The sequence below is a fragment of the Geodermatophilus sp. SYSU D00697 genome, assembly GCF_054050175.1.
The window spans coordinates 45,511-72,136 of record NZ_JBJGYV010000022.1; the positions used below are offsets into that span (position 1 = coordinate 45,511).

At 74.6% G+C, this 26,626-nt stretch carries 19 protein-coding genes; 12 read left to right on the forward strand and 7 right to left on the reverse strand.

The genetic code is table 11. From position 1 onward, the window contains the following. Window positions 1-43 precede the first annotated feature (43 nt). Window positions 44-901 carry an SDR family oxidoreductase gene (locus ACI79C_RS18180; protein ID WP_456947083.1) on the reverse strand — a complete coding sequence of 286 codons (858 nt, stop codon included), beginning with the start codon at window positions 899-901 and terminating at the stop codon, window positions 44-46. 387 nt (window positions 902-1,288) lie between these two features. Between ACI79C_RS18180 and ACI79C_RS18185 the strand changes: the two genes are divergently transcribed. Both ACI79C_RS18185 and ACI79C_RS18190 read left to right on the forward strand, forming a co-directional pair. Then, window positions 1,289-3,850 carry a DEAD/DEAH box helicase gene (locus ACI79C_RS18185; RefSeq protein ID WP_456947084.1) on the forward strand — a complete coding sequence of 854 codons (2,562 nt, stop codon included), beginning with the start codon at window positions 1,289-1,291 and terminating at the stop codon, window positions 3,848-3,850. 254 nt (window positions 3,851-4,104) lie between these two features. Next, the gene (locus ACI79C_RS18190; protein ID WP_456947085.1) at window positions 4,105-6,765 is read left to right on the forward strand and encodes a S8 family serine peptidase; all 2,661 of its coding nucleotides are present in this window, start codon (window positions 4,105-4,107) and stop codon (window positions 6,763-6,765) included. Between the two features lie 144 nt (window positions 6,766-6,909). Here ACI79C_RS18190 and ACI79C_RS18195 read toward each other — a convergent pair whose 3' ends face one another. After that, window positions 6,910-8,262, reverse strand: a complete 1,353-nt coding sequence (locus ACI79C_RS18195; protein ID WP_456947086.1) for a sensor histidine kinase — start codon at window positions 8,260-8,262, stop codon at window positions 6,910-6,912. Between the two features lie 251 nt (window positions 8,263-8,513). Here ACI79C_RS18195 and ACI79C_RS18200 point away from each other — a divergent pair, with 251 nt between their 5' ends. The 4 genes from ACI79C_RS18200 (at window position 8,514) to ACI79C_RS18215 (ending at window position 12,205) form a co-directional block, all read left to right on the forward strand. After that, window positions 8,514-9,707 carry a heparan-alpha-glucosaminide N-acetyltransferase domain-containing protein gene (locus ACI79C_RS18200; RefSeq protein WP_456947087.1) on the forward strand — a complete coding sequence of 398 codons (1,194 nt, stop codon included), beginning with the start codon at window positions 8,514-8,516 and terminating at the stop codon, window positions 9,705-9,707. A gap of 152 nt (window positions 9,708-9,859) precedes the next feature. Then, entirely contained in the window at window positions 9,860-10,648 is a 789-nt protein-coding gene (locus tag ACI79C_RS18205; protein WP_456947088.1) for a sulfite exporter TauE/SafE family protein, read from the forward strand. Between the two features lie 46 nt (window positions 10,649-10,694). After that, the gene (locus ACI79C_RS18210; RefSeq protein WP_456947089.1) at window positions 10,695-11,441 is read left to right on the forward strand and encodes a hypothetical protein; all 747 of its coding nucleotides are present in this window, start codon (window positions 10,695-10,697) and stop codon (window positions 11,439-11,441) included. Next, window positions 11,438-12,205, forward strand: coding sequence for a sulfite exporter TauE/SafE family protein (locus ACI79C_RS18215; RefSeq protein ID WP_456947090.1), 768 nt, complete (start codon window positions 11,438-11,440; stop codon window positions 12,203-12,205). The genes ACI79C_RS18210 and ACI79C_RS18215 overlap by 4 nt, the downstream gene beginning before the upstream one ends. A 31-nt stretch (window positions 12,206-12,236) precedes the next feature. On the opposite strand, the gene ACI79C_RS18220 is transcribed toward ACI79C_RS18215, so the two are convergent. Then, window positions 12,237-12,644 (reverse strand): hypothetical protein, encoded by a 408-nt coding sequence (locus ACI79C_RS18220; RefSeq protein WP_456947091.1) that lies wholly within the window; start codon window positions 12,642-12,644, stop codon window positions 12,237-12,239. 598 nt (window positions 12,645-13,242) lie between these two features. Here ACI79C_RS18220 and sbnA point away from each other — a divergent pair. From sbnA to ACI79C_RS18250, 6 genes are all read left to right on the forward strand, one after another. Then, window positions 13,243-14,229 (forward strand): 2,3-diaminopropionate biosynthesis protein SbnA, encoded by a 987-nt coding sequence (gene sbnA / locus ACI79C_RS18225; RefSeq protein ID WP_456947092.1) that lies wholly within the window; start codon window positions 13,243-13,245, stop codon window positions 14,227-14,229. A 71-nt stretch (window positions 14,230-14,300) separates the two neighbouring features. Beyond that, window positions 14,301-17,432, forward strand: a complete 3,132-nt coding sequence (locus ACI79C_RS18230; protein WP_456947093.1) for a Pls/PosA family non-ribosomal peptide synthetase — start codon at window positions 14,301-14,303, stop codon at window positions 17,430-17,432. Between the two features lie 16 nt (window positions 17,433-17,448). Further along, window positions 17,449-19,926, forward strand: coding sequence for a non-ribosomal peptide synthetase (locus ACI79C_RS18235; protein WP_456947094.1), 2,478 nt, complete (start codon window positions 17,449-17,451; stop codon window positions 19,924-19,926). A gap of 23 nt (window positions 19,927-19,949) precedes the next feature. Continuing rightward, window positions 19,950-20,942: a TauD/TfdA family dioxygenase gene (locus ACI79C_RS18240; protein ID WP_456947095.1), complete on the forward strand. Its 993-nt coding sequence runs from the start codon at window positions 19,950-19,952 to the stop codon at window positions 20,940-20,942. Continuing rightward, entirely contained in the window at window positions 20,939-21,967 is a 1,029-nt protein-coding gene (gene sbnB / locus ACI79C_RS18245; protein WP_456947096.1) for a 2,3-diaminopropionate biosynthesis protein SbnB, read from the forward strand. The genes ACI79C_RS18240 and sbnB overlap by 4 nt, the downstream gene beginning before the upstream one ends. Further along, window positions 21,964-22,761, forward strand: coding sequence for a 4'-phosphopantetheinyl transferase family protein (locus tag ACI79C_RS18250; RefSeq protein ID WP_456947097.1), 798 nt, complete (start codon window positions 21,964-21,966; stop codon window positions 22,759-22,761). The genes sbnB and ACI79C_RS18250 overlap by 4 nt, the downstream gene beginning before the upstream one ends. Here ACI79C_RS18250 and ACI79C_RS18255 read toward each other — a convergent pair. The 4 genes from ACI79C_RS18255 to ACI79C_RS18270 all read right to left on the reverse strand — a co-directional run bounded on the left by ACI79C_RS18255 (window position 22,707) and on the right by ACI79C_RS18270 (window position 26,300). Continuing rightward, entirely contained in the window at window positions 22,707-24,377 is a 1,671-nt protein-coding gene (locus ACI79C_RS18255; protein WP_456947098.1) for an alpha-amylase family protein, read from the reverse strand. The genes ACI79C_RS18250 and ACI79C_RS18255 overlap by 55 nt on opposite strands. A 10-nt stretch (window positions 24,378-24,387) precedes the next feature. Next, a complete protein-coding gene (locus ACI79C_RS18260; protein WP_456947099.1) occupies window positions 24,388-24,933 on the reverse strand; it encodes a GNAT family N-acetyltransferase in 546 nt (181 codons plus the stop codon). A gap of 44 nt (window positions 24,934-24,977) precedes the next feature. After that, window positions 24,978-25,148, reverse strand: coding sequence for a hypothetical protein (locus ACI79C_RS18265; protein ID WP_456947100.1), 171 nt, complete (start codon window positions 25,146-25,148; stop codon window positions 24,978-24,980). A gap of 102 nt (window positions 25,149-25,250) precedes the next feature. After that, window positions 25,251-26,300, reverse strand: coding sequence for a TIGR03885 family FMN-dependent LLM class oxidoreductase (locus ACI79C_RS18270; RefSeq protein ID WP_456947101.1), 1,050 nt, complete (start codon window positions 26,298-26,300; stop codon window positions 25,251-25,253). Window positions 26,301-26,626: the final 326 nt, after the last annotated feature.

The following is a 26,626-nucleotide window of genomic DNA, read 5'->3' on the forward strand; positions in this document are numbered from 1 at the left end:
GTGCCACGGAGCGGGGGCCGCGCCGTGGCACTCCCCCGAGCGGTCAGAGGATGGGCTTGCCGCCGGTCACCGCGACGCGGGCGCCGGACACGTAGGACGCCTCGTCACTGGCCAGCATCACGTACACCGGCGCGAGCTCGGCGGGCTGGCCCGGGCGGCCGATCGGCACCTGCTGGCCGAAGCTCTCCACCTTCTCCTCGGGCATGGTCGCCGGGATCAGCGGCGTCCAGATCGGCCCCGGGGCGACGCTGTTGGCGCGGATCCCCTTCTCGGCGTACATCTGCGCCAGCGACGCGGTGAAGTTGGCGATGCCGGCCTTGGTCATGGCGTAGGCGATCAGGTGCGGGCTGGGGTTGTCGGAGTTCACCGACGACGAGTTGATGATCGACGCACCGGGCTGCATGTGCGGGATCGCGTCCTTGCACAGGGTGAACATCGCCGACAGGTTCACCGCGACGGTGTGGTCCCACTCGTCGTCGGAGATCTCCTCGAGCGACGGGTGGCTCATCTGGAAGGCCGCGTTGTTGACGAGGACGTCGATCCTGCCGAACGCCTCGACCGCCGTGGGGACGATCGTCTTGGCGTGCGCCCGGTCGGCGAGGTCACCGGGGACCAGGACGCACGTGCGCCCCGCCTCCTCGACGTACTTCTTGGTGTCCTCGGCGTCCTCGTGCTCGTTGAGGTAGGAGATCAGGACGTCGGCGCCCTCACGGGCGAACGCGATCGCGACCGCGCGGCCGATGCCGCTGTCGCCGCCGGTGATGACCGCCGCCTTGCCGGTCAGCCTGCCCGAGCCGCGATAGCTCTCCTCCCCGTGGTCGGGCTTGGGGTCCATCTCCCCCAACGTGCCGGGGACGTCCTGCTGCTGGGCGGGCTGGGTTTCCGGGCGGGGCTCGGACACGGGTCCTCCATCGGGGTTCCTGAGCGGTACCGCCCCCGCCTACCCTCGCCGTCCGTTCCGGAACCGGACCGACGGGCTCCGGGCGGATCTCCCCCCGGCCGACGGCGGACGCCTCCGGGACCACCCCGTGAGACAGGTCCTCTCCTCGTGCGGCGGCGGCCGTCGCGCAGGTCGCCGGTCGACCAGCGCTGCAGGGCCTCAGGGGCCGCGCCCGGTCTTGGCCGCACCCGTCGCGCGGACGCAGGCGGGTCGGCGGGACAGCTGGGGCCACCGGGCCCGATGAGCCGGGAGCGTCACTCCTCGGAGGCCCTCCGGACCGACCGGAGGATGACGCGCGGCACCGGCCTGACGGGAAGGGAACGCGGGTCGGGCACGCTGTCTCCCACGATGACCATGCCGACCGCCTCGAGGACCGCCCCTCCCCTCCTCGACGACACCAGCGACCTCTCCGCCCTCCGGGCGCGGGGCGCGGACCCCGACGAGCTGTTCACCTCCTTCGCCGCCTGGGCGGAGGGCAACGGCACGGTCCTGTACCCGCACCAGGAGGAGGCGCTGATCGAGCTGGTCAGCGGCGCCAACGTCGTCCTGGCCACGCCGACCGGTTCGGGCAAGTCGCTGGTGGCCACCGGCGCCCAGTACGCGGCGCTGGCCGCCGGGCGACGCAGCTGGTACACCGCGCCGATCAAGGCGCTGGTCAGCGAGAAGTTCTTCGCGCTCTGCGGGGTGTTCGGCGCCGAGAACGTCGGCATGCTCACCGGCGACGCCGCGGTGAACCGGGACGCGCCCATCATCGCCTGCACCGCCGAGGTGCTGGCCAACATCGCGCTGCGCGAGGGGGCGGACGCCGACGTCGGCCTCGTGGTGATGGACGAGTTCCACTTCTACGGCGACCCCGACCGCGGCTGGGCCTGGCAGGTCCCGCTGCTGGAGCTGCCGCGGGCGCAGTTCCTGCTGATGAGCGCGACCCTCGGTGACACGACCTGGCTGCGCGAGGACCTCACCCGCCGCACCGGCCGGCCCACCGCGCTGGTCGCCGGCGCCGAGCGCCCGGTGCCGCTGCACCACTACTACGCGACGACGCCGATGCACGAGACGATCCAGGAGCTGCTCGACACCCGGCAGGCCCCGGTCTACGTCGTCCACTTCACCCAGGCCTCGGCGCTGGAGCGGGCCCAGGCGCTGATGAGCGTCAACGTGTGCAGCAAGGAGGAGAAGGCCGCGATCGCCGAGATGATCGGCGGCTTCCGGTTCTCCTCCGCCTTCGGGACGACGCTGTCACGGCTGGTGCGCCACGGCATCGGCGTCCACCACGCCGGGATGCTGCCCAAGTACCGCCGGCTGGTGGAGCAGCTCGCGCAGGCCGGCCTGCTCAAGGTCATCTGCGGCACCGACACCCTCGGTGTCGGCATCAACGTGCCGATCCGCACCGTCGTGTTCTCCGCGCTGTCCAAGTACGACGGCAGCCGCACCCGGCTGCTCAACGCCCGCGAGTTCCACCAGATCGCCGGGCGGGCCGGTCGCGCCGGCTACGACACCGCGGGCACCGTCGTCGTCCAGGCGCCCGAGCACGAGGTGGAGAACCTCAAGCAGTTCGCCAAGGTCGCCGACGACCCGAAGAAGCGCCGCAAGCTGGTGCGCCGCAAGGTCCCCGAGGGCATGGTGCCGTGGAGCGAGGCGACCATGCGCCGGCTCGTCGAGGCCGACCCCGAGCCGCTGACCAGCAACATGCGCGTGACGACGGCGATGGTCCTCGACGTGGTCGACCGGCCCGGCGACCCGTTCGTCGCCATGCGCCGGCTGCTCACCGAGAACCACGAGCCGCGCAAGCGGCAGCTGCGGCACGTCCGCGAGGCGATCGGGATCGCCCGGTCGCTGCTCCAGGCGGGGATCGTGGAGCGGCTGCCCGAGCCCGACGCCGACGGTCGCCGCTACCGGCTGACGGTCGACCTGCCGCAGGACTTCGCGCTGTACCAGCCGCTGTCGACCTTCGCGCTGGCCGCGATCGAGCTGCTCGACCCCGCGTCGGAGACCTACGCCCTCGACGTCGTCAGCGTCATCGAGGCCACCCTCGACGACCCCCGCCAGATCCTGGCCGCGCAGCTGAACAAGGCCCGCGGCGAGGCCGTGGCGCAGATGAAGGCCGAGGGCATCGAGTACGACGAGCGCATGGAGCTGCTCGAGGAGATCTCCCACCCCAAGCCGCTGGAGGAGCTGCTCGAGCACGCGCTGGAGGTCTACACCCGGTCCAACCCGTGGGCCGCTGACGCGCACCTGTCGCCGAAGTCGGTGGTCCGGGAGATGTGGGAGCGGGCCGCCACCTTCCGGGAGCTGGTGAACACCTACGGGCTGACCCGCGCCGAGGGTGCGGTGCTGCGCTACCTCTCCGACGCGTTCAAGGCGCTGCGCTCCGGCGTCCCCGCGGGCGCACGCACCGAGGAGGTCACCGACCTCGTCGAGTGGCTCGGCGAGCTGGTGCGGCAGGTCGACTCCAGCCTGCTCGACGAGTGGGAGCAGCTGACCAGCCCGGACCAGCCGCTGGACGAGCCGGTCGCCGTCCCGGCCCGGCCGCGCCCGCTCACCGGCAACGAGCGGGCGTTCACCGCGATGGTGCGCAACGCGCTCTTCCGGCGGGTGGAGCTGTGGGCGCGCCGGCGCTGGTACGACCTGGGGGAGCTGGACGCGGGTTCCGGCTGGGACGCCGACCGCTGGGGTGAGGTCGTGCAGGGCTACTTCGCCGAGCACGACGAGGTGGGCACCGGCGCCGATGCCCGAGGGCCGGCGCTGCTGATATGGGACAAGACCCAACCCGGTGTCTGGCGGGTCCGGCAGATCGTCGACGACCCCGACGGCAACCACGACTGGGGCCTCGACGTCGAGGTCGACCTCGCCGCCTCCGACGAGGAGGGCGCCGTGGTCCTGCGCCTGGTCGACGCCGGCCGCAGGGACTGACCGCCCGGTCTGCTCGCCCTCCTCGCCCGCAGGGGTGACCCCCCGTCCCGAGGGACAGACACCGTCAACTGCACAGAGCTACGTTCCGCCCACTGCGTGTGAGGCCGGGCGACCCCGGTCGCACCGGCCGGCACGGAGCCGGCCCGCCGCGGACCTGCGGTCCGCACACCACGGATGGGACGGGGATGACGACTTCGGCTGGGGCCGGCGCGGGCGGCTCGCGCGGATGGCTCGGGACACGCACCGGCAGGGCGGTGGCGGTGGTCGCCACGGCCACCCTCGGGTTCGGCGGCGCCGCGGTCATCGACACGGTGGCGCTGGCCGCCCCGCTGGAGATCGCCGACGCCGCCGACTACGGCCCGGCCGGTGACGGCCTCACCCGCCTGGTGGTGACCGTCCCGGGCGGGGTCACCGACGAGCAGCTCGCCGCGCTGGCGCAGTCGGCCCCCGTCGACAGCGCCCAGCGGCTCTTCGACGGCAGCGCGCTGGTCGCCGGCGACGGCCTCAGCCCGGACGACGTGCGCGCGGTCGTGCCCGGGGCCGCCGTCGAGCCGTCGGTCCCCGGCCGGGTCACCGCGGAGTCGGTCAGCGACCCGTACTGGCCCTACTACGGCTGGAACCTGGCGAACACCGGCTCGAACGCCTACGGCCAGCAGGCGGTCGCCGGCGCCGACGTCGACGCCCCCGCCGGGTGGCAGGCCGGCACCGGGCGCGGGGTCACCGTGGCCGTCGTCGACACCGGCGTCGTGACCAGCCACCCGGACCTGGCCGGCGGGATGTGGCGCAACCCCGACGAGATCTGCGGCTCCCCGGTCGACAACGACGGCAACGGGTACGCCGGCGACTGCGCCGGCTGGAACTTCTACCGGGACAGCCCGGACGTCGTCGGCACCGGCAACGCGCACGGCACCGGGGTGGCCGGGATCGCCGGTGCGCGGGCCGGCAACGGCGAGGGCTCGGCCGGGGTCGCGCCCGGCGTCACGCTCATGCCGCTGGTGGTGGGCGAGGGCAGCGGCGTCGACCTGTGGGCCGGCGCGCAGGCGATCCGCTACGCCGCCGACAACGGCGCCGACGTCGTCAACGCCTCCTGGGGCGGTCCCGGTGGCGCGGCGATCCTGCAGGCGGCCATCGACTACGCCAACAGCAAGGGCGTCGTCGTGGTGGCCGCGGCGGGCAACGACGCGCTCGACCGCGACACGTCGCCGTTCTACCCGGCCAGCCTCTCCGCGCCGAACCTGGTGACAGTCGGGAACAGCACCGCCGCCGACACGGTGAGCAGCAGCTCGGCCTACGGCCGGCGGTCGGTCCACCTCTTCGCCCCCGGGGAGCTGGTGTTCGCCCCCAGGAACGACGGCGGGTACTGGCTCATGACCGGCACCTCGATGGCCGCTCCGCAGGTCGCCGCCGCGGTGGCGCTGTACCGGGCGCAGGACCCGGACGCCCCCGCGACCGCGCTCAGGACCCGGCTGCTCGAGGACGTCGACCCGGTGGCCGCGTTCGCCGGCAGGTCGGTCACCGGAGGGCGGCTGTCGCTGTCGGCCCTCGGCGGTGCCGTCGCGCCGGTCGCGTACACCTTCTCCGGCATGACCGCCGACGCAGGCACCGTGACGCCGACCGTGGTCGCCACCGGCTCGGCCCCGGCCGGCGCCTTCTCCGTCCGGTTCGCGCTCGGCATGGAGCACGAGGGCCGGCTGCTCGCGCTCACCCGGCACCCGGTCACGTTCGGCGGCGCCACGGTCGCGACCGACGACGCCGGGGAGGCCGCCTTCTCCCTGGGCGACCGGTCGGACCTCGGCTCGGCGGTCCTGTCCCCCAGCACCGACCTCGCGGAGGGTCGCTACGTCCTCTGCGCCCAGGTGTTCCGCGACGGCGCGCCGCTGGGCCCGGCCTCCGCCGCGCCCCTGCTGGTCGGGGCGGCGTACACGACCCCGGACGACGGCGCGGACTCCCCGGCCCCCTCGCCGGTGCCGGGCAGCGGCACCCCCGCCCCCGGCGGCTCGGCCCCCGCCCCCGGCAGCTCGACCCCCGCCCCCGGCGGCTCGACCCCGGCCCCGACGAGCCCCGCTCCCGGCGCGGCGACCCCGGCTCCGGGGACCGGCAGGCCCCCGGCCCCGGGCACCCGGCCCGGCGGCAGCAGCCCGGCCACACCGTCGACCCCGCCGCCCTCCGGTGGCCTCGCTCCCGGTGCGCCGACCCCGGACAGCGACAACGGCTCGGGTGGCCAGCGGGACGGCTCGGGCAGCCCGGCGCCGGGTGGGAACACCCCTCCCCGCGGTGGGTCCTCCCCCGCGCCCGGCACCTCGCCCACACCCGGCACGTCCCCCACCCCGGGTACTTCCCCCTCGCCGGGAAGCGCCGCGCCGGCGCCGGGCGGACAGCAGCCCGGCAGCACCCCGGACCTCGGCGGGCAGCGGACCTACCCCGAGGTGGGGCCGTTCCGGCTGACCTCGATCGCGCCGAGCCGGGTCAGCGTGGCCGGCGGTACGCGCGTCACCATCACCGGCGGGGCCATCCCCGGCGGCGTGCGGGTGCGCGTGGGCGACAGTGCCGCGGCGACGGTGGTGGGCGCCTCGGCCACGAGCGTCACGTTCACCGCCCCGGCGCGGGCCGCGGGCTCCTACGACGTGCACGTGTTCGCCCCCGACGGCACCTCGTCGGTGCTGACCGCGGGCCTCACCTACGTCGCCGCGTCCGGCGACAGCAGCCCGGCGGCGCCGGCCACCCCGACGGCCCCGTCCGCCCCGTCGTCCCCCGGGCCCGGTGGGCGGCAGCCCGGCGGCGGGGACCGCGCGGCGGACGGGTCGGTGCCCGGCCCGAACGGCCAGCGGCTGCTGTACTCGGCGCGGTTCGCCGCGCTGGACAGCGCGATCTGGTCGCTGGACTGCCGGCGGTCCTGCAGCGGGCTGGCCGTCTGACCGGGTGAGCCGGTCCGGTGCAGCTGTGTCGGCGCCCAGGAGCCGGGCGGCGAGAGCCGGGTCAGCCCGCCGTGGATCCGGGTGGACCGCAGCCGGCGACCCTGCACCGGTCGTCGGGCACGCCCACCGACGGCGGCGCCGCCGTCACCGCCTGCCCGGGCGCGACGCGCCGGAACCCGTGGCACCCGTCCCGGCGTCCTCGGCCTCGGGCAGCAGGAGGGTGAACACCGGGGGTGAGTGCTGGGTGAGGTGCAGCCGGCCACCCTCGGCCTCGGCGAGGCGGTGGGCCAGCGCCAGGCCGACGCCGTGCCCGTCCGACCGGTCTGCTCCCTGGGCGAACGGCAGCCCGGAGCCCGGGGGGACGCCGGGCCCCTCGTCGCAGACGTCCACCGCCACCGCTCCGCTGGCCCGGCGCACCGCGACGGTCACGGCACCGACGCCGTGCACCGTCGCGTTGTCGACCAGCACGCCGAGGACCTGCCGGACCGCGGCGGCCGACGCGCGCACCTCCGGGACGTCCGGGTCCGCCCTGACCACCAGGTCGCGGCCGTGCAGCGCCAGTCGCGCACCCCACTCCGGGGACAGCTCCCCGATCAGCACGCCGAGGTCGAGCGGCCCGGATCCCGTGCGCTGCCCGGCACGGGCCAGGAGCAGCAGCTCCTCGATGGTGGCCTCCAGGCGGTCGGCATCGGCCAGGCTCGCGAGGATCGCCGGCCAGGGGTCGTGGTCGCGCTGCTCCAGCGCCGCCTCCAGCCGCAGCCGCAGGCCCGCCAGCGGCGTCCGCAGCTGGTGGGAGGCGTCGGCGGAGAACGCGCGTTCGCGGGCGAGCAGGTCGTCGAGTCGCTCGGCGGTCGTGTCGAGCGCCGCACCGACGGAGTCGATCTCGGGGATGCCGCCCGGACGGCTGCGGACGCTGAAGTCCCCATCGCCGAGCCGGCGGGCGCTCTCCTCCAGGTCCTCCAGCGGGCCGGCCAGCCGCCGGGCCTGCCACCGCCCGACCAGCCAGGCCACGGTCACCGCCGCCACGGCCAGCCCGGCCATGGCAGCCCAGACCAGGGCGACCTCGCCCAACACGTCCCCGCGGTCCTCGGAGACCAGCACCGCGCCGATGACGTCCTCGCCGTGCGTGACCGGAGCCGCCGCGACCAGCACGTCACCGTCGACGTCGGCTCTGATCTCGCCGTCGAGCGCCGACGCCAGGACCGCGACGTCCCCATCGGGTGTCGCACCCGCCAAGAGGTCCCCGTCCTGGTCGAACACAGCGGCGGTGAGGTCCTCGCCGTCGTCGCCGACGTCGATGACGTCGGCGGGGTCGATCGGAGAGCCGCCCTCCACGCCGTCGGCGACGTCGATCGCCACGTCGTTGGCGACCCGCACGAGGTGGCCGCGCTCCTGCCCCATGAGGTGTCTCAACACCGCGAGAGCCAGGGGGACGCCGAACAGGAAGGTCGCGACGGCCGAGGCCAGCACGGCCACGCCGATGATGCGAGTGCGCACGAGCATCGCCTCCGTTCCGCCCCCCGCACGGTGCTGGCCACCCGGCAGCTCCCACGATGCAGGGTCCCTGCAGCCGTGTCACCGCATCGCTGAGCGGTGCTCGACCAGGCGGAGGGGGCTGCCCCGGGAGCGGGGGCCGGTGCAGGCGCCTGTGCGATCGGCAAGGGGTTGGCAAAGGGTCCTTCATGAGTTGGCAAAGGGTCCTCGATGGGCGTCACGACCCCGTTCCGTGCCGCTTACCGTGCCCCGCCATGAGCTCCGCCCCTGGCGCCGCGTGCGCGACCGCACCGCCGACGACCCCGGCCCACCCCACGAGACGGTCCGGCCGGGTCGTCGGTCTCGACGTGGCTCGCGCGCTCGCGGTGTTCGGGATGCTCGGCGCCCACGTCGGGGCCGTGCCGGGCGACGTGCAACCGACGCCCGCGGGGTGGCTGGGTGTGGTCAACGGGCGGTCGTCGATCCTGTTCGCCGTCCTCGCCGGGATCTCCGTGGCGCTGCTGTCCGGGCGCACCGAACCGGTCACCGGCGACGAGCTGGTCCGCGCGCGGATGCGGATCCTGGTCCGGGCCGCGTGGCTGTTCGTCATCGGCGGCGCGCTCGAGGCGCTGGGCACCGACATCGACGTGATCCTCGGCGTGTACGCGCTGCTGTTCGTCCTCGCCCTGCCGTTCCTGCGATGGTCGCCCGCGCGGTTGCTCGTCGCGGCCGCTGTGCTGGCCGTGCTGACCCCGCCCGCCGACCTGCTGCTGGCACACTTCGCCGACGGCAACGACGCCTTCGACACCCCGTTCGTCTCGCTGGCCGTGACCGGCGCCTACCCCGCGCTGATCTGGTGGACGTTCATCCTCGTCGGGCTCGCCGTCGGGCGCTGCGACCTCACCTCGGCACGCGTGCGGGTGCGGCTCCTGGGCGCCGGCGGAGCCCTCGCCGTCCTCGGCTACGGCGGCGGCTGGCTGACCACCCAGGCGTGGGCCGGCGGGCAGCCGGTGCGGAGTCCGGACGGCTTCTCCGAGCGTCCTGACATGTGGGACCCGACCTGGCTGGTCGGCGCCTCGCCGCACAGTGGCACGACCTTCGAGATCGCCGGATCGGTCGGCGTCGCGCTGACGGTCATCGCCGTGTGCCTGGTGCTCGCCGACCGGCTGCCGAGGGTCCTCTCCCCGTTGGCGGCGGTCGGGTCGATGGCCCTCAGCGCGTACGTCGGCGGGCTCGTCGCCGTGTGGCTCCACGGCACCCTCGACCACGACACCAACGGCCCCTGGCTGGTCCACGTGCTGATCACCACCGCCGCCGCCACGATCTGGCGGCTGCTCCTCGGCCGGGGGCCACTGGAGCGCCTCCTCACCTGGAGTTCCCTGCGCACGGCCGGGCGAGGACTCCCTGCTGGGACGACGCGGACCGAAGGCGGCGCGGACGTCGCTCCGGGCCGGCGCCTCGGCCGCTGAACTGCGACGAGCACCGCAGCGTCGTTGGCATCGCGGGTGGAGTCGTGACCGTGCTGCGAGGTGGCTGCTGGAGACGGGGAGCACGCGGCTCGACCGACTCCCCTCTCCCCCGCCACCCTCGCGGGCGTGGCAACCTCACCGGTGATGACCACATGAGCGGGTGGGAGATGCTGGCCGTCGCCGCGGCGGGGCTGGCGGCCGGGAGCATCAACGCCGTCGTCGGCTCGGGCACGCTGGTCACCTTCCCGGTGCTGCTCGCCGTCGGTCTGCCACCGGTCACCGCGACGGTCAGCAACTCCCTCGGGCTGGTGGCCGGCAACCTGACCGGCGCGGTCGGGTACCGGCGGGAGCTCGCCGGCCAGCGCTGGCTGCTGCTGCGGTTGCTCCCGGCGTCGGTCCTGGGCGCGCTCACCGGCGCCTTCCTGCTGCTGCACCTGCCGGCGGAGGCCTTCGAGTCGGTCGTGCCGGTCCTCGTCGCGCTGGCGGTGGTGCTGGTCGTCGTCCAGCCGCTGCTGCAGCGGACGCTGGCCCGCCGGAGACGTGCCGAGGAGGACCCGCCGCCGCCGGAGCGGATCGGGCGCGGCCGGCTGGCCGCGCTGTTCGCCGGTGCCTACGCCACCGGCAGCTACGGCGGCTACTTCGCGGCCAGCCAGGGCGTGCTGCAGATCGGCATCTTCGGGCTGCTGCTCCACGAGTCGCTGCAACGGCTCAACGCGCTGAAGAACGTGCTGACCCTGGCGGTGAACGCGGTGGCGGCGGGCGCCTACGTCGTCGTCGCCACCGACCGCCTGGACTGGCGGGCTGCCGGGCTGGTGGCGGCGGGGTCGCTGCTGGGCGGGCACACCGGCGCGCGGTTCGGCCGGCGGCTGCCCTCGGCGGTCCTCCGGACGGCGATCGTGCTGCTCGGCTGCGTCGCGATCGGGGTGCTGCTGTCCCGCTGACGGCCCGGCACGGGTGTGAACCGGGCCACCCGGCAAGCTGGAGGTCATGACGGGTCCGGTGGCCGAGCGCTTCGACGACGCCCTCCGCAACGCCCCGCCGACATCCGCCGGCCCCGAACTGCTGCCCTCCCGCCTGGCGCGCGCCACCGCCGGCGTCCTGGGCGTCGACGGGGCGGGGCTGAGCCTGCACGCCGGCACCCTGCGGACCCCCATCGGCGCCAGTGACGAGTCGGCCGCGCACGCCGAGCGGCAGCAGTTCACCCTCGGCGACGGGCCGTGCCTGCGTGCCCACGACGACGGCACGGTCATCGCCTTCGCGCCGAGCGACATCGAGCGCAACTGGCCGGAGCTGTTCGCGTCCCTCATGGCCGAGACGGCGCACCGGGCCGTGCTCTCGGTGCCGCTCCCCCCGCCGCTGGGCCCGCTGGTGGTCCTCGACCTCTACGTCCACGACCCCGCGGCGTTGACCCGGCTGGACCGCCGCGACGTCGCCGTGGTCGCCGGGCGGGTGGCGCAGGAGCTGCTGCTCTCCGTCCGCGGGCCGGAGTTCCCCGACGACGGCAGCGACTGGCTGGTGGGGCCGGACGCGCAGCGGCGGACCCGGGTCTGGCAGGCCATGGGGCTGATCGGCGTCACCCTGGACCTGCCCCCCGCCGACGCGCTGGCGACCATGCAGGCGGCCGCGATCACCGCAGGGCGGGTCGTCGACGACGTCGCCGCCGACCTCGTCGCCGGCCGGCTGCGGCCGCGCGAGCTGCGGGCGGCCCCCGTCCGTGAGGACGACGCCGGGTGAGTCCCGTCGGGTTCGGCTTCTTGGTCCTCGCCGGGATCGGCGCCGGCCTGACCGGGAGCATCGCCGGGCTGGCCTCGCTGATCAGCTATCCCGCGCTGCTCGCGACCGGCCTCCCCCCGGTGACGGCCAACGTGACCAACACCGTCTCCCTGGTGCTCAACAGCGTCGGCTCGGTCAGCGCCTCGCGGCCCGAACTGCGGGGGCAGGGCCGCCGGCTGCTCCGCCTGTCGGTGGGCGCGCTGCTCGGCGGCGCCGCCGGAGCAGCACTGCTGCTGCTCACCCCGTCGGACGCCTTCGAGCGGATCGTGCCGTGGCTGATCGCCGGTGCCTCCATCGCGCTGCTGGTCCAGCGCCCGCCCGGTGAGCTGGCGGTCGAGGGCAGGCTGCACCACCCCACCCACCGGGACCCGTGGTGGCTGCCGTTGGGCACCTTCACCATCGCCATCTACGGCGGCTACTTCGGCGCCGCGGCCGGCGTGATGATGCTGGCGATGTTCCTGCTGTCCACCGGCGAGGGCCTGCCGCGGGGCAACGCCCTCAAGAACGTGGTGCTGGGCATGGCCAACGCCGTCGCGGCCACGGCGTTCGTGCTCTCGACCCCGGTCGCGTGGTCGGCGGCCATCCCGCTGGCCATCGGGCTGTTCATCGGCGGCCGGATCGGGCCGGGCGTGGTCCGCCGGGCCCCGCAGACGGCACTGCGGCGGCTGATCGCGGTCGCCGGCATCGGGCTGGCGATCACCCTGGCGGTCCAGGCCTACGACTGACCGGCCGCCGCCCCGGCGCCGGGGCGGGCGGTCAGGTGACGTGGGCGGCCAGGAAGAGCACGAAGGCGCTGGCCAGCAGGAGCAGCCGGGCCGGCGTGAGGCCGTTGATGAGGTTCGCCGTCGCCTCGACCCACGCCGGCCGGATGCCCGCCTCCCGGGCGCCGCGGCGCACCAGCCGCACCTCGTCGGCCAGCAGCGCCCCCGCGGCCCCGAGCATGCCGAGGCCGACGAGGAGGAAGACCAGCGCCAGCCGCTCGTTGAAGGCGTCGGCCGCGCCGGACAGGAACAGCACGGCGAGCAGTCCGGCCAGCAGGCCGACCAGCGCCCCGGCGGCCGGCGCCCACGGGCCCATGCGGGTCAGCGGGCTGGCGCGGCGCGGCCCCACCCGCGGCCGGCCGGGGACCGGCCCCGTCGGCTGGTGCCCCTCGGGCGGCGCCACCGGGGCCTCGGCGGTCCGCCCGCTCCCGGCTGCCGACGACGCAGCCGGTGCTCCCGGCGGGGTGGGCCCGCCCTGCGGCGCCGGCGGGGCCGGCGGGGCACCGCCGGGGATCGGCCCGGTGGCCAGCGGCCCGGACGGCGCGGGACCGGCGGGGGGCGTCGGCGGGGCACCGGCAGACGGGGTCGCTCCGGCAGGAGGCGCAGGGGTACCCGTGGGCGGCGCAGGGGCACCGGCAGGCGCCGGGGTGGCGCCGGCGGGCGGCACGCTCGGGAACTGGGCGGTCGTCGGGTTCGGGGTGCACGGGGCCTCGGTCATCGCCGTCCACGCTAGGCGGCGGCACCGACAGGGTCCGGGAGCCGCGCGGGTGTGGGCTGCCCGCCATCCGTCCTGGTCCGGGACGTCCCGACCGGGCCGGAGGTCCCGTGCCCCCGGTACTAGTCCCAAGGTCGTATGGAGACCCGCCCTGTCCGTATTGGAGGCTCGTGCCCGCGTCGGCGTCCCGACGACGGGGAGGGCAACGGGGCCGCTCCCCTCGGTGTGCACGGAGACCGTGACGATCCACGGCTCCGGGCCCCCGCTCTGAGGCGAGGAGTTCGTGGTGACCATCATCTCCAGCCCGCAGGCCTTCAACGAGGACGACCTCTACGTCGACCTCGAGCCGATCCTCGACCAGCCCCTGTTCCTCAAGTGCGAGGGCTTCAACTTCGCCGGCTCGGTCAAGGTCAAGGCGGCCACCGAGATGGTCGAGAGCGCCGAGCGGGACGGCGTCCTCACCCGCGACTCGATCATCGTCGAGTCCTCGTCGGGCAACCTCGGCGTCGCGCTGAGCATGATCGCGGCCAGCAAGGGCTACCGGTTCCTGTGCGTGACCGACTCGCGGTGCAACCTGCAGACCCGGCTGCTCATGGAGGCGCTCGGCGCCGAGGTGCACGTGGTCTCCGAGCCGGACCCGGCCGGCGGGTTGCTCGGCGCCCGGCTGAACCACGTTCAGGCGCTGTGCGCCGCCGACCCGCGGTACGTGTGGCTCAACCAGTACACGAACCAGGGCAACTGGCGCGCCCACCACCGGACCACGGCGCCGGCCATCGTCCGGTCCTTCCCGCGGCTGGACGTCCTGTTCGTCGGCGCCGGCACCACCGGCACGCTGATGGGTTGCGCCCGGTTCTTCCGCGAGTGGCACCGGCCGGTCCGCGTGGTGGCCGTGGACGCCGTCGGCTCGGTCATCTTCGGCGGTACCCCCGGCCGCCGGATGATCCCCGGACTGGGCATGAGCATGCGGCCGCCGCTGCTCGACGAGAGCTACGTCGACGAGGTGGTGATGGTCGAGGAGGTCGACGCGATCCGCGCCTGCCACCGCCTGGCCCGGCGGGGATTCCTCTTCGGCGGCTCGACCGGGACGGTCGTCAGCGGCGCCGTCCGCTGGCTGGCCGAGCACGACGCGAGCCACCTCACCGCCGTCGCCATCGCCCCCGACCTGGGTGAGCGCTACCTGGAGACGGTCTACCAGTCCAACTGGCTGCACGCGCTGTACGGCGAGGACGTGCTCTCCGACAGCCAGCTCGCCGCGGGCCTGCAGTCCGCCTGACCCCTCCGTCGGCGCGGGGCGCGACCGCCCCGCGCCGGCCCCTGTCGCTGAGCCGAGGCCGAGGAGCCCACGTGCTGAAGGAACCCGTCGACGTCCTGACCGCCGACCCCGCCGTCCCGGCCGTCCCCGCCCCGTCGCCGGGCAGGGACGGCCACCCGGCGACGGCGACCCCCGCGGAGCGTGCCCTGGCCGGCGTGCTGGCCGAGGTCGTCGGCAAGCCGGTGCCGGCAACCGCGCACTTCTTCGAGGACCTGGGCGCCGACTCGATGGTCATGGCCCAGTTCTGCGCCCGCGTCCGCAAGCGCACCGACCTGCCCTCGGTGTCGATCAAGGACGTCTACCGGCACCCCACCATCCGCGACCTGGCCACCACCCTGGCCCCGGCGCCGGCACCCGACCCCGTCGAGGACGGCCTCGCCGAGGTCCTCGCCGGCGTCGTCGGCAACCCCGTCGCCCCCGAGAGCCACTTCTTCGACGACCTCGGCGCCGACTCGATGGTCATGGCCCAGTTCTGCGCCCGCGTCCGCAAGCGCACCGACCTGCCCTCGGTGTCGATCAAGGACGTCTACCGGCACCCCACCATCCGCGACCTGGCCACCGCCCTGGCCCCGGCGCCGGCACCCGCCACCGACCCCGTCGAGGACGCCCTCGTGAGCGTGCTGGCCGACGTGGTCGGCAAGCCCGTCACCCCCGAGAGCCACTTCTTCGACGACCTGGGCGCCGACTCCATGGTCATGGCCCAGTTCTGCGCCCGCGTCCGCAAGCGCAACCACCTGCCCTCGGTGTCGATCAAGGACGTCTACGCGCACCCGACGATCCGCGGGCTCGCCACGGCGCTCGCCGCACCCCTGCCCGCCGCCGTCCCGGCTCCACCCGTGCCGACCGCGGCGCAGGCCCCGGCGGCCGGAGGGCCACCGGTCAGCACCCTCCGCTACGCGCTGGTCGGGGCGCTGCAGGTCCTGGCCTTCCTGGCCTACACCTACGTCGTCGCGGTCGTGGCCGCCGCCGGCTTCGACTGGATCTCCGACGGCCGCACCCTCGTCAACGAGTACCTGCGGGCGGTCGTCTTCGGCGCCGCGACCCTGGTGGGCGTCATCGTCACCCCGATCGTCGCGAAGTGGGTGCTCATCGGCCGGTGGACACCGCGGGAGATCCCGGTCTGGAGTCTGGGCTACGTCCGGTTCTGGCTGGTCAAGACCCTGATCCGCGCCAACCCGCTGATGGTGTTCTTCAGCGGCTCCCCGATCGTCGTGCTCTATCTGCGGGCCCTGGGCGCCCGGATCGGCCGCGGCGTCACGATCCTGGCCACCAAGCAGGTGCCGGTCGCCACCGACCTGCTGACCATCGGCGACCACACGGTGATCCGCCGGGAGTCGGTGTTCGCCTGCTACCGGGCGCACGCGGGTGCCATCCAGATCGGGCCGGTCACCATCGGCCGCGACGTCCTGGTCGCCGAGGCCACCGTCCTGGACATCGACACCTCGATCGGCGACGGCGCCCAGCTGGGCCTGCGCTCCACCCTGCAGCGCGGCCAGGCCGTGCCCGCCGGCGAGCACTGGCACGGCAACCCCGCGCAGCGGACCGACGTCGACTACCGGGTGGTCCCCCCGGCCCCGTGCGGCACGCGGCGGCGGGTCGTCTACTCGCTCTGGCAGTTCCTCACCGTCGTCCTGCTGACCCTGCCCCTCAGCATCGGTGGCATCGCCATGCTGCTGGTCCTGTGGCCGGAGATCGGCGCGCTCCTCGACCCCGGGCCGCTGGCGTTCGCGGACCTGACGTTCTACGTCCACGCCGTCGAGGTCTCCGCCGTCCTGTTCTTCGGCGCGGTGCTCCTGGGACTGCTCGTCGCGACGACGGTCCCGCGCGTCCTGAACCTGTTCATCACCCCGGACCGGGTCTATCCGCTGTACGGGTTCCACTACGCGGTGCAGCGCGGGATCACCCGGCTGACCAACCGCAAGTTCCTGACCGGCCTGTTCGGTGACAGCTCCTACATCGTCTCCTACCTGCAGTGGATCGGGTACGACCTGTCCGAGGTCGTGCAGACGGGGTCGAACTTCGGCACCAACGTCACCCACGACACCCCGTACCACGTCACCGTCGGGACCGGGACGATGGTCGCCGACGGGCTGGCCGTCGTGAACACCGACTTCTCGGCCACCTCGTTCCGCGTCTCCCGCGCGACGATCGGCCCGCACAGCTTCCTCGGCAACGGGATCATCTACCCGCCGCAGTCGAAGATGGGTGAGAACTGCCTGCTGGCCACCAAGGTGCAGCTGCCCATCGAGGGACCGGTCCGCGACGACGTGGGGCTGCTCGGCTCACCGGCGTTCGAGATCCCCCGGTCGGTGGAGCGCGACGGCACGTTCGACCACTACAAGAGCGCGCAGGAGCTGCCCGTCCGGCTGGCCGCCAAGAACCACTACAACCTGCGGACGATGGCGTGCTTCCTGCTGGTCCGATGGGTCAACTACCTGGGGCTCACGCTGCTCGCGCTCGCCGCCGCGGACTTGCACCACAGCCTCGGCGCATGGTCGATCTTCGCCGCCGAGCTCGGGATCGTCCTGTTCACCATCGCCTACGGCGTCGTGGTCGAGCGGGCCAACCTGCGCTTCGGCCGGCTCCAGCCGCAGTTCTGCTCGATCTACGACCCGTACTTCTGGTGGCACGAGCGCTACTGGAAGCTGCTGTGGAACCCCGCCCTGTTCAACGGCACGCCGATGAAGGGCCTGATGTGGCGGCTGGTCGGCGTCCGGGTCGGGCGCCGGTTGTTCGACGACGGGGCCGACATCCCCGAGCGGACCCTGGTCAGCATCGGCGACGACTGCACCCTCAACGCCCTGACGTGGCTGCAGGCGCACTCGCAGGAGGACGGCGCCTTCAAGTCCGACACCATCACCCTTGGCAACGGGGTCACCGTGGGCGTGTCGGCCTGGACCCACTACGGCGTGACGCTCGGCGACGGCGCGGTCCTCGCGGCCGACTCGTTCCTGATGAAGGGCGAGGAGATCCCGCCGGGCGAGCACTGGGGTGGCAACCCCGCGGAAGCGCTCCCCGAGGTCCCGGCCGCCCTGTCCGCACCCACCTCCCGCGAGCTGCCGGCGGCCACGCTCGTGCCGCCGCGGACCGACCCCGTCCCCGTGTCCTCGTCCGGAGGGCGGCACCGTGCCGGCCCACGGCACCTGACCCCGACCGCCCGCTGAGAAGGGAACGCATTCCATGACCGTCACGGCTGCCGAGACCGGCCAGGACTTCTGGCGCGGGGTGCTCCGCGCGGGCGGGTCGACCGCGGTCCCGCGGTGGACCCTCGACCCCCGCCCCGGCACCGCCCGGCACGAGGCGCTGCTGCCGGGCAGCCTCACCGCGGCCCTGCGCCGGCTGGCCGCCGAGCTCGAGGTGCCGCTCCGGTCGGTGCTGCTCGCCGCGCACGCCCGGGTGCTCGCGGCCCTCTCCGGGGAGGCCGACGTCGTCACCGGGTACCTCGCCGGGGGCGGCGGCGGCCCGCTGCCCTGCCGGCTGTCCACGGACACCGGGTCGTGGCGCGAGCTGGTGCGGTCGGCCGCCGCGGTCGAGGCCGGGCTGCGCGCCCACCGGGACGTCGCGCTCGACGACCTGCGCCGCGAGCTGGACCTGACCGGCCCGACGTCCGAGGTGGTCTTCGACCCGAGCGGCGACGGGGAGCTCCCCGACGGCGCGGTCCTCCGGGTCGGCGTCCCCGGGGACGGCGCCCGCCTGGCGCTGCGGTACCGCAAGGACGCCCTGGACGCCGGCGCCGCCGCCCGGATCTCCGGCTACCACCGCACCGCCCTCACCCTGATCGCCGCCGACCCCGACGCCGACCCGGCGCGGCAGAGCCTGCTGGCCCCCGACGAGCTGCGCCGCCAGCTCGACGGGATGGCCGGCCGTGCCCGGGAGCTGCCCGACCGCCGGGCGCACGAGCTGTTCGAGGAGCAGGCCGGCTTCCGCCCGGACGACGTCGCCGCCGTCCACGGGGACCGGCAGCTGACCTACGGCGAGCTCAACGCCCGCGCCAACCGGCTGGCCCGGGCCCTGCGCGCCCGCGGGCTGCAGTCCGAGGACGTCGTCGCCGTGGTCACCGAGCGGAACCTGGACTGGCTGACCGCGGTCCTCGCGGTCTTCAAGGCCGGCGGCGTCTACCTGCCCGTCGAGCCGCACTTCCCGGCCGACCGCATCGCCACCACGCTGGGCCGCGCCGGGTGCCGGCTGGTGCTCACCGAGCCGGGCAGCACCACCTCGCTGGACGCGGCCCTGACCCGGCTGCCCGGCGTGGCGGCCCTGGAGGTCGGTGCCGCCGTCGCCGAGGGGCACTCCGACGAGGACCTCGGCATCGCCGTCACCCCGGACCAGCTCGCCTACATCTACTTCACCTCCGGCTCCACCGGGGAGCCCAAGGGGGCGATGTGCGAGCACGCGGGCATGCTCAACCACCTCTTCGCCAAGATCGACGACCTCGGCATCGGCGAGGGGCAGACCGTCGCCCAGGTGGCCCCGCAGTGCTTCGACATCTCGCTGTGGCAGCTGGTCTCCGCGCTGCTGGTGGGCGGGCGCACCCTGCTCGTCCCGCAGGACGTCGTCCTCGACGCCGAGCGCTTCGTCGACCTGCTCGCCGCGGGGCGGGTCTCCGTCGTCCAGGTCGTGCCGTCCTACCTCGAGGTCGTCCTCTCCTACCTCGAGGTGCACCCGCGGGACCTGCCCGACCTGCGCTGCGTGTCGGTCACCGGCGAGGCGCTGAAGAAGGAGCTCACCCAGCGCTGGTTCGCCGCGAAGCCCGGGGTCGCGCTGGTGAACGCCTACGGGCTCACCGAGACCTCCGACGACACCAACCACGAGGTCATGCACGGCGTCCCGGACGGCGACCGCGTGCCGCTCGGCGGCCCGGTGGCCAACGTCGAGGTCCGCGTCGTCGACGAGCAGCTGGCCCCCGTCCCGCTCGGCGCCCCTGGGGAGATCGTCTTCTCCGGCGTCTGCGTCGGTCGTGGGTACGTCAACGACCCCGAGCGCACCCGGCTGGCCTTCGTGCCCGACCCGTACCGGCCCGGCCGGCGGCTGTACCGCAGCGGCGACCACGGCCGCTGGCGGCCCGACGGCAAGCTGGAGTTCCTCGGCCGCCGGGACAGCCAGGTGAAGATCTCCGGCTTCCGCATCGAGATCGGCGAGATCGAGAACACCCTGCTGCGCACGCCGGGGGTCCGGGACGCCGCCGTGGTGGTCGCCGAGGGCGCCGACCGGAGCCGACACCTGGTGGCCTTCTACTCGGGGGCGGAGGCGGTGGACGCCGACGTGCTGCGCGCCCGGCTGGCCGCGTCGCTGCCGGTCTACATGGTCCCGAAGGCCTTCCACTGGCGGGAGCGCCTGCCGCTCACCACCAACAGCAAGATCGACAAGAAGGCGCTGACCGCGCTGGCCGCGGACCTCGCCGCCGTCGAGGAGGAGCACAGCAGCCCACGGACGCCCACCGAGCGGCGCCTGGCGGCCGCGTGGGCGCGGGTGCTCGGCATCCCGGAGGACCAGGTGAGCCGCACCGACTCCTTCTTCGACCGCGGCGGCACGTCGCTGTCGGCGGTGAAGCTGGCCATCGCCCTCGACCGTGCGGTGTCCCTGCCGGAGCTCATGGCCCACCCCGTGCTCGCCGACCTGGCCGTCCTGGTCGACGAGAAGACCTGCGCCCCGGCCTGAACCCCTCTCGCGAAGGAGCCCTGATGTCCTCCCTGTCCCCGGCCGCGCTGCTCGACGTCGTGCAGCGCCCCGGCCGGCCCCCGCAGCTCGACGTCGACGGTGCGGGGAACCCGGCCGGCTGGGTCGCCGCCCACCGGGACGCGTTGCGTGCGGCCGTCACCGAGCACGGCGCCCTGCTCGTCCGCGGGCTCGGGCTGGCCGACGCCGGCACGGTCGCGGCCGTCTCCGACCGGCTGTCCGACCGCCTGATGCCGGAGCTGGAGGCCTTCGCGCCCCGCGAGCCGGCGACCGGGGGCGTCTACTCGGCGACGCCGTGGCCGGCGAACCAGCAGATGTGCATGCACCACGAGCTCAGCTACGCCCAGCAGTTCCCCGGGCTGCTGGTCTTCGCCTGCCTGACCGCCCCGACCACGGGCGGGGCCACCGGCCTGGCCGACGCGCCCTCGGTCCTGGACGCGCTGCCGGCGGACCTGGTCGCGCGCTTCGAGCGCGAGGGCTGGCTGCTGGTGCGCAGCTACACCGACGAGATCGGCGCCTCGGTGGCCGAGGCCTTCGGCACCGACGACCGGGCCGCGGTGGAGGCCTACTGCCGCGCGCAGGACATCGAGTTCGAGTGGCAGCCCGACGGCGGCCTGCGCACCCGGCAGCGGCGCAGCGCCGTCCTGCGGCACCCGGTCACCGGCCGGCGCTGCTGGTTCAACCAGATCGCCTTCCTCAACGAGTGGACCCTCGCCCCCGAGGTCCGCGAGTACCTCGTCGACTTCTACGGTCCGGACGGGCTGCCGTTCACCACCCGCTTCGGCAACGGGGACCCCATCGGTGAGGACGTCGTCGCGCTGCTCAACGAGGTGTACGAGGCGGCCGCCGTCCGGGAGCCGTGGCAGGCCGGGGACCTGCTGCTGGTCGACAACGTGCGCACCGCGCACGGGCGGGAACCCTACGAGGGTCCCCGCGAGGTCCTCGTGGCCCTGGCCGACCCGATCCGCCGCTCCGAGGTCACCGGGAGCACCCGGTGACCGCCGCCGTCCCCCCGTTCGCGGTGGTGCCGGGGGCCCAGGTCAGCGGGGTCCTGCAGGGGCGGGAGAAGCAGGTCGTCGAGCTGGTCGAGGCCACCTACCGGCTGCACGGGGCCGGGGACTCGGTCAACCCGCCGTCGTACTTCCTGCGCTTCCCCGACCGGCCCAGCGCGCGGATCATCGCGCTGCCGGCCTCGATCGGCGGCGACATCCGCGTCGACGGGCTGAAGTGGATCTCGAGCTTCCCGGAGAACATCGCCGCGGGGATCCCGCGGGCCTCGGCGGTGCTGATCCTCAACGACCACGACACCGGCTATCCGTTCGCGTGCATGGAGGCCTCGGTCATCAGCGCGACGCGGACCGCCGCGTCGGCGGCGTCGGCCGCGGACTGGCTCAGCCGCGGCCGGCCCCGGCCGGCCCGTGTCGGGTTCTTCGGGGTGGGGCTGATCGCCCGCTACATCCACACCTTCCTCGCCGGCACCGGGTGGTCGTTCGACGAGGTCGGCGTGTTCGACCTGTCCTCCGACAGCACCGCCGGGTTCACCGCCTACCTGGACGCCGCTGGCACCCCCGGCCGGGTCACGGTGCACGACAGCGCCGAGGACCTCATCCGCGGCAGCGACCTGGTGGTGTTCGCGACCATCGCCGGGAAGCCGCACGTCACCGACCCGTCCTGGTTCGACCACTGCCCGCTGGTGCTGCACGTGTCGCTGCGCGACCTGGCGCCGGAGGTCCTGCTGCGCTCGGTGAACGTCGTCGACGACGTCGAGCACTGCCTCAAGGCCGACACCTCGCCGCACCTGACCGAGCAGCTCACCGGCAGCCGCGACTTCCTCGCCGGGACGCTCGCCGAGGTGATGGAGGGGCGGGTGGAGATCACGGCGGACCGGCCGGTGGTCTTCTCCCCGTTCGGGCTCGGCGTGCTCGACCTCGCCGTGGCCAAGCACGTCTACGACGAGGTCGCGCGCGCCGGCGAGCTGCGGGTGGTGGACGACTTCTTCTCCGAGCTGCGTCGGTACGGATGAGACTGCCGGGCCGGGGGGCCACCGCTCTGGCCGCGGGCGGCCTCCGGCCCGGCGTGTGCCAGGTGTGGTGGGCGTCGACGGGCGACCTGCGGCCGCAGCACGACGCCCTCCTCGCGCCCGCCGACCTGGAGCGGCGGGCCAGGCTCGCGGAGGACGACGACCGGCGGCACAGCACCATGGCCTCGGCGGTGGTCCGCGCGGTCCTCGGCACCGCCCTGGGCGTGTCCCCGACCGGTCTGGTGGTCGACCGCACCTGCCCGGGGTGTGGGCGCCCGCACGGTCGGCCGCGGCTGCCGGCCCTCCCGGACCTCGGCGTGTCGGTGACGCACTCGGCCGGCTGCGTCGCCGTCGCGGTGCTCCCCGGCGGCGCGGTGGGCATCGACGTCGAGGAGGTCGTCCGGCCGGGCACCGACCTGGACGAGCTGGCCAGCGTCGTCCTCGCCCCGGAGGAGCGGGCCGAGCTCGCCCGGGCACCGCTCGGCTACCGCCACCGGGCGTTCACCACCTGGTGGACCCGCAAGGAGGCCCTCCTCAAGGCCACCGGCGAGGGGCTGTCCACCCCCCTGGAGACCGTCGTCCTCTCCCCGCCGTGGACGCCGGCACGGGTGCTGCGCTGGAGCGGTACCGGTCCGGCGTGGCTCTCCGACCTCCGCCCGCCCGCGGGTCTGGCCGGGGCCCTGGCCGGCCTCGGCCGTCCGCCGGTCGCGATCGAGGAGCGGGACGCCGGCCCGCTGCTGGATCAGACCAGCCGGCGACTGCCCGGCGCGACCACGCGCAGCCAGCGGTACCCGTAGCCGTCGAGGGCCAACTCCACCCCGCCGTCCTCCCCGACCCGCTCCTCGCCCGGCTGCAGGAGGTCCACCAGGCGGTGGTCGGGGCCGCAGTCGGCCAGCGTCAGGGGGACCTTCCGCGGCTCGGGCCCGACGTTGTGGACGGCGACCAGGGTGCCGTCGTCCCAGCTGCACAGGTGCGCCAGCACCGCCGGGTGCGGCTGGTCGAGGACCGTGAAGCTGCCCCAGCCCAGCTCGGGTGACTCCCGGTAGCGCCGGATGAGCAGCTTGAGGAAGGACAGCAGCGAGTCCGGGTCGTGCCGCTGGTCGGCGACGTTGACGAACTCCGGGGCGAAGCCCCCGTCGACGACCGGGCCGGGCAACCGGTCGGGGTCGGCCGTCGAGAAGCCGCCGTTGGGGCCCGAGGTCCACTGCATCGGCGTCCGGACGGCGAGCCGGCCCTCGGCGTCGAGGTCCTCCCCCATGCCGATCTCCTCGCCGTAGAAGAGGACCGGGGTGCCGGGCAGGGAGAACAGCAGGCTGTAGACCATGCGGACCCGCCGCGGGTCGCCGTCCAGCATCGGGGGCAGGCGGCGGCGCAGGCCGCGGCCGTAGACCTGCATCCGCTCCTCGGGGCCGAAGGCGGCGAAGACCTCCTGCCGCTCCTCGTCGCTGAGCTTGTCGAGGGTCAGCTCGTCGTGGTTGCGCACGAAGGTGGCCCACTGGCTGTCCGGGTTGACCGCGGGCCGCTGGACGAGCGCGGTGGCCAGCGGCCCGGCGTCCTCCCGGGCCAGGGACAGGTAGAGCGCCTGCATGCCGACGAAGTCGAACAGCATGGTGAGCTCGTCGCCGTCGGCGCCGCCGAAGAACTCCACCTGCTGCTCGTGCGGCAGGTTCACCTCGCCGAGCAGGATGCCGTCGCCGGTGCGGCGGCCGAGCAAGGAGCGCAGCGCGCGCAGGTACTGGTGCGGGTCGGGCAGCTCCCCGGCGTCGTCCGGCTCCACCTCGAGGAAGAAGGGGACGGCGTCGACGCGGAAGCCCGACAGGCCCAGCTGCAGCCAGAAGCCCATGATCTTGGCGACCTCGTCGCGCACCCGCGGGTCGGCCACGTTCAGGTCGGGCTGCTCCTTGTAGAAGCGGTGTTGGTACCACTCGCCGGTCGGCTCGTTGAACGTCCAGGTGCTGTCCTCCTGGTCGGGGAAGACGACCTGGTCGGAGGTGTCCGGCGGCTCGTCGTCCCGCCAGACGTAGAAGTCGTGGAACGGCGAGTCCTTGCTCTGCCGGGCCTGCTCGAACCACGGGTGCCGGATCGAGGTGTGGTTGACGACGAGGTCGGCGATCACCCGCATGCCGCGGTCGTTGGCCGTGCGGATGACCTCGACCAGGTCACCGTGGGTGCCCAGCCGCGGGTCGACGCCGTAGAAGTCGGTGATGTCGTAGCCGTCGTCCCGCTCGGCGGTCGGGTAGAAGGGCATCAGCCACAGACAGGTCACGCCGAGGTCGGCGAGGTGGTCGATGCGCTGGGCGAGGCCGGCGAAGTCGCCGCAGCCGTCGCCGTTCCAGTCCAGGTAGGTCTCGACGTCGAGGCAGTAGACGACGGCGGTCTTCCACCAGAGATCGCTCGTGTCGGTGATCCGCATGCCGGCGTCCCTACCGCAGTTCGGCCTCCGGGTCGACCCAGGCCTCGTTGACGAGCTGGAACAGGACGTGGTCGCGCCACTCCCCGGCGATGCGCAGGTAGCGGGGAGCGAGCCCGAACCGCTCGAAGCCGTTGCGCCGGAGGACCCGCTGGGAGGCGAGGTTGTCGACGAGGGTCCCGGCCTCCAGCCGGTGCAGGCCGGCCTCCCCGAACGCGACGCGCACCATCGCGGCGACGGCGGCCGTGGCGACGCCCCTCCCGTTGACCGCCTCGGCGACCCAGTAGCCGAGGGTGCCGGACTGCAGGGGCCCGCGGACGACGTTGTTCACCGAGATCCGGCCGACGACCTCGCCGTCGAGCAGGACGACGGCCGGGATGACGGTGCCGGCCTCGGCCTGCTCGAGGAGGCGGGCGGTGTCCCGGCGCTGGAACTCCTCCGTGCCGTACTCGTCGGGACGATGCGGGCTGGTGGGGGCGAGGAACGCGCGGTTGGCGACGAGCAGCCGGGTCAGGGCCGGGACGTCGTGGTCGGTCAGGGGGCGCACGGTCACGGCCACGCCGACGCACCCTAGGCGGCTCCGGTGCTGGGCGGCTCCGGCGCTCACTCGCCCAGCGCCTCCAGCCGTACTGCCACGCGCACGCGGGCCTCGGCGAGCCCCGGGAGGCGCGACCACGCGTGGTGGTTCAGCAGCGCGGCCACCTGTCGCAGCTCGGGCGCCGACATCGCCTCACCGGTGTTGACCCGCCGGATCACGTCGTCCACCTCGGTCATGCCGCCCCGTCCCCCCACCGTGGCCGCGCGCCACGCTGTGCGCTGCCCGCCTGCTCTTCGACGCGTGGGCTGCGGCCGGATGCAGGCGCTACCGCCCGGCGGTCAGGGCAGGACGGCGGGCTGCGGCTCCTGGTGGGGGCGCAGCGGTTCGGCCGGGCCCGGCGGGTCGATGGCGACCGCCGGGGCCGGGGCGGTGACGTCGAGCTGGGGCAGGACGTGCTCGCCGAAGGCGTCGAGGAAGCCGATCTGCTCCTTGCCGACGTGGTGCAGGTAGATCTGGTCGAAGCCCAGCTCGACGTACTCCTGGAGCCAGGCCACGTGCTGTCCCAGGTCCGCGGAGATGCGCACCGCCTGCCCGACCGCCTCCGGGGTCACGTGCGCGCTGGCCTGGTCGAAGGCGCGGGTCGTGTCGAGGTCCCAGCACAGCGGCGGCGGGAAGACGTTGCTGCGCCACTGGTCGTGGGCGATGGCCACCGCGCGGTCGGGGTCGGGGTCCCAACTGACGTGGACCTGGAGGGTGAGCGTGCCCTGGCCGCCGGCGTCCCGGTACTCGCTGATCACCTCGCGGAGGGTGTCGTGCGGCTGGTTGATGGTGACCAGGCCGTCGGCCCACTCCGCGTGCCGGCGGGCGGTGGCCGCGGTGACGGCGGGCGCGATGAGCGCCGGCTGCTGCTCGGGCAGGGTCCAGATGCGGGCCCGGTCGACGGTGACCAGCCCCTCGTGGCTGACCTCCTCCCCCGCCAGCAGCGCGCGGATGACGTCGACGCACTCGCGCAGGCGGGCGTCCCGGATGTCCTTGCGCGGCCAGACGTGCCCGGTCACGTGCTCGTTCATGGCCTCCCCCGAGCCCAGGGCGACCCAGAACCGGCCCGGGAACATCGCCCCGAGGGTGGCGATGGCCTGCGCGACGATCACCGGGTGGTAGCGCTGCCCCGGGGCGTTGACCGCGCCGAAGGGCAACCCGGTGGTGGCCAGCGCGGCGCCGAGCCAGGACCACGCGAAGCCGGAGTGCCCCTGCCGCTCGTTCCACGGCTCCAGGTGGTCGGAGCACATCGCGGCGGTGAACCCGACCTGCTCCGCGTGCTGCACGGCGCGCAGGAGGTCCGCGGGGTGCACCTGCTCGTGCGAGTTGTGGAAGCCGATCACCGTCATGGGCGCCCCACTACCCCCGCGGTCAGGCGCTCTACCAGCGCCCTCCTCGTGCGGCCGGCTCGCTCGTTCGCGGGTGGCGGATGCGGACCTCCGGTCGAACCCCAGGCACGCGTCGATCGGACCGGCCGCCCCCATCCGGCCTCGCGGCGTGGGTGATCGCCGCACCAGGCCGTGGAGGTGGCGGGTTCTCGGCCGGGCCGGGTCGGGTCAGAAGGGTGGGGGGTCGTCGGCGGGGTCGGGTGCCGGGGGTGGTTGCGGCGGTTTCGGTGGGGGTCCGGCGAGCACGCGGGAGCCGGTGAGGGGCAGGGCCGGTCGCAGGCCGGGGG